Source organism: Paenibacillus sp. OT2-17, from assembly GCF_009827695.1.
GTDB classification, from domain to species: Bacteria; Bacillota; Bacilli; order Paenibacillales; family Paenibacillaceae; genus Paenibacillus; species Paenibacillus polymyxa_B.
The window spans coordinates 1-3,147 of record NZ_WUDQ01000437.1; the positions used below are offsets into that span (position 1 = coordinate 1).

Genomic DNA, 3,147 nt, shown 5'->3' on the forward strand with positions numbered 1-3,147 from the left:
CACTCCACTATCGTTTATGTTTTGAAAAGATGCTGCTCCTCAAATATATACAATTCGAAAATGCTATGGCAAATGAGCCGTTTATACAGCTGTTATTTTGTTATTACCCAAATTTTAAGGAACCCTCACTTCATTCTCCGGCAGATTGCGATGTGCCTTCCTTCCCTTGAGCAGCCATAGCTCCGGTGTATCCTGCACACCATCAAGGCGCAAGCTGAACGCCTCTGCTGGTAAATTGCGTATACGCAGCAATAGACGGTTTCCGTCTGCTACGGCATCCACAAGCTCGAGCAACGTTAGTGAATCGTTCCTTAGGTGGCGGCTCAGGTCGCGTGTTGTACCTGCTCTGTCCTCCCGGCTCCAAATACACAGCTCATCTACAGACGGTGTGGCAATCCGCTTGCTGAAAGAAATAACCACCTCATCTTCGGCTGAACGTTCCGCCTTAAGCGGTTTGGGCGGCTCATCGTACATGTAACCACCCAAATGGTATTCATAGGCGGTCCAGGCGTTGTAGCCGCCCTCGAGGGCGGTAGCCCCAAACTGCTGCGTCCACTCACGGTCCCGAACCATACGCGCGAGGGAGCCAATATCCGCCTGCACCCCGAGGGGCAGGCCCGGATAAGCGGCCCGTATCGACTGCGCGATGCGAGCATAGCCCCGGGTATACTGTGGCGGTAGACGGCGGCGCATCCAGTCCGGCCAATGGGTCTGGAGTACGTGCATATCCGGGGCGACGCACCCGATCATAGCTACCGCGTCCAGACCCTGCCATTCCCGCAGCTGGCCTGGGACATCGCTGCGTCCGCTCACAGCAAGCGACCATGTCGCCACGCAGATGTCCGGCCGGACATCACGCACACCGCCCGCGCCGTTCACCAACTCGCTGATCAGGCCGTTCACGGCGTCCACACGCAGATCAACCCACTGCGCGTACAGCTTCGGAACCTTCCGGTAATAATTCCGCGCATGCTTGTCGCGGAAATCCGGAATGTTCTCACCGCTGCGCTCGCGAAAGGCACGCTGTGCATGCGGCCCAACATCCCCGTACACTCCACTGCGCAGCCCGTTCCATTCGGGGAAATAAGGCTCCGCCACCTCGAACCCGTCGAACGGAATGTCGGTGACGAGCCGGGCAGCGGCTTTCTTTTTCCATTCCACATACTCCTGGGCAAAATGCGAAAGCCGCTGAAATCCGTCGTTTGGTTCGCGCAGCAGCTCCATGCGCCATTCTTTCCACTCTGGCGGCAGCTGGGACACGCCAAAAGAACCGTTGCCTAGCACCATTGCCCACACCGCTATGCCTCTGCGTTGAAAAGCAGCAACAAGCGCTCCATCCACTTCATTTTCACGCACGACAAAATAATGAACGGTCTGGTAGCCCGCAAGGGCGATCTCATCTGCTATACTGTCCCGCGAACGGTTGGCGTAATAGGGAAACAACGGATCGATTTGAATACTGGGGCCGTTCAGTGCCCACGGTTTCATTTTTCCGGTCAGTGCTATAGCGTCTGTCGATTCGGGTCGGTCATTTGCGTTATAGCTCAATTCGATCCACCTCCGTCACTCGGTCTTCTCCATACTTGTTCCTGCTATATGTTTTTGCTATAAGTTCCTGCTGGTTCGCCTATGTTACCATATTTCGCAAATGGGATGAAATCCAGCTGTGACTGTTTCACCATCAACGTACAGAGGTATGGAATAACGAGTCAGGTTTAGTTTATGAACGGAATGGGAGGAATAGTCAATGGCAGAGCAGAGATTGCAAGGGAAGATAGCAGTGGTCAGTGGTGGAGGTTCAGGGATCGGCAAGGCGACCGCGATCCGTTTTGCAGAACAAGGCGCCAAGGTGGTCATGCTGGATCGGACACCCAAGCATGCAGAGGAGACCAAAGCAATCATTGAGCAGGCTGGCGGCGAGGCACTTGTACTGGAATGTGATATTTCCAAGCCGGACATGATTCAGCAGGGGTTCGCTAAAGTCGTGGAAACGTACGGAAAGCTTGACATAGTATTCGCCAACGCAGGCATTAACGGCACCATGGCCCCTATCGAGACACTGGAACTGGAGGAATGGGACCGCACGATGAACATCAATCTTCGCGGCACCTTTGCTACCGTTAAATATGCCGTCCCTTACCTGAAAGAACGCGGCGGCAGCATTATCATTACCAGCTCCATCAACGGTAATCGAACCTTTTCAGGTATTGGATTCTCAGCCTACGCCTCCACCAAGGCAGCTCAGGTTGCTTTTATGAAAATGGCAGCGCTGGAGCTGGCACGATACAAAATTCGGGTCAACGCGATATGCCCGGGAGCCATCGACACGGAAATTGACGATAACACGTACCCTTCGGAAGACTTGAAGAAGGTACAAATTCCAGTCGAATTTCCGAAGGGCGGAGAGCATCCGCTAGAGGATGCCCCTGGTGAGCCAGAGCAGGTTGCCAATCTGGTCCTGTTTCTCGCCTCAGACGAGTCATCTCATGTATCGGGTACGGAAATTTATGTAGACGGAGCAGAATCACTACTGCGTTAAGTATTAGAATGGGGAACGTTATACCCATGTGTACTACTGTTTAGGCATTCTTAGCAGCCTTATCCCTGGTCATATACTTGTGGAATAGGCTGCTTTTATATCGCTTTACAACGGCTTTATATCGACCTGTCAGCACCATGCAGAGCTCCTTTGCGAAAGCGGACATACAGCCTGCCTCCTGGAAGCACCTCGAACAACAGCATCAGAAGAGAAAAGAACAGCAGTGCAATGACTTCTTCTGCCACAATATACAGAGGATATGGCCCTAAAACATCCAATATCGACGGTGTTGACGGCTTTCCGGTCAGAAACATGTAGTTAGCTCCGAGAGCATCGTCTACGATCCACACCATCAGCGCCAGGCCATTCAGAAAAAGCATCACTCCTCCCACACTCTTCCACGTCGGTCGGAGTCCTTCTATCCAGGTCATATACAAGGCTGCCAGAATAATAGCACTATGAGCTATGAAAAAATGGATAAAACGATAATGCGGAAATGCGTATGCCAAATTAGGCGTGAGTACTGCTTGAAGCGCCCCTCCAATTCCGGCAAAAAGAATGATCGAGGGGAAAAACGAACATTAAAGAGCGGCTTATCTGCCGTGGTA

The 3,147-nt window shown here is 52.6% G+C and carries 2 protein-coding genes and 1 pseudogene; 1 reads left to right on the forward strand and 2 read right to left on the reverse strand.

Translation table 11 applies throughout. From position 1 onward, the window contains the following. Window positions 1–114: 114 nt before the first annotated feature. Entirely contained in the window at window positions 115–1,488 is a 1,374-nt protein-coding gene (locus GRP75_RS22640) for an N-acyl-D-glucosamine 2-epimerase (protein WP_160790427.1), read from the reverse strand. A 259-nt stretch (window positions 1,489–1,747) separates the two neighbouring features. Here GRP75_RS22640 and GRP75_RS22645 point away from each other — a divergent pair, with 259 nt between their 5' ends. Further along, complete coding sequence (locus tag GRP75_RS22645; RefSeq protein ID WP_023987312.1) at window positions 1,748–2,539, forward strand: SDR family oxidoreductase; 792 nt, start codon at window positions 1,748–1,750, stop codon at window positions 2,537–2,539. A gap of 116 nt (window positions 2,540–2,655) precedes the next feature. Here GRP75_RS22645 and GRP75_RS22650 read toward each other — a convergent pair. Further along, a pseudogene (locus GRP75_RS22650) lies at window positions 2,656–3,102 on the reverse strand (YwaF family protein); the annotation flags it as partial. Window positions 3,103–3,147 lie beyond the last annotated feature (45 nt).